Annotated in this window: 1 protein-coding gene; it reads right to left on the bottom strand. The window is 76.8% G+C overall.

Features of this window, described 5'->3' with window-relative positions:
• On the bottom strand, nt 1-228 hold a 228-nt coding region (locus tag AA75_RS39715; protein WP_033825342.1), incomplete at both ends, for a discoidin domain-containing protein.

Below are 228 nucleotides of genomic sequence, written 5' to 3'. Positions count from 1 at the left end.
CCTGGAGCTCGGAGAGCTGGCCGGCGGGCCAGCCGGAGTTGGCGGTGAAGGTCAGCCGCAGGTAGCGCGCACCGGTCGCGGGCAGGTGCACCGTGACGGTGTTCCCGCTCGCCGGGTCGAACCCGTACGCGGTCGCGCCGACCACCGTCGCGAAGCTCGCGCCGTCCGCCGAGCCCTGCACCGCGACCGTCTCGCTGCGCGCACCCCAGGCCGCGGCCGGCGGCAGCT

It is taken from the genome of Kitasatospora sp. MBT63 (genome assembly GCF_000710465.2).
Taxonomy (GTDB): Bacteria; Actinomycetota; Actinomycetes; order Streptomycetales; family Streptomycetaceae; genus Kitasatospora.
Note: the sequence above shows the minus strand (reverse complement) of the source record. Positions and strands in the feature narration are given on the sequence as shown.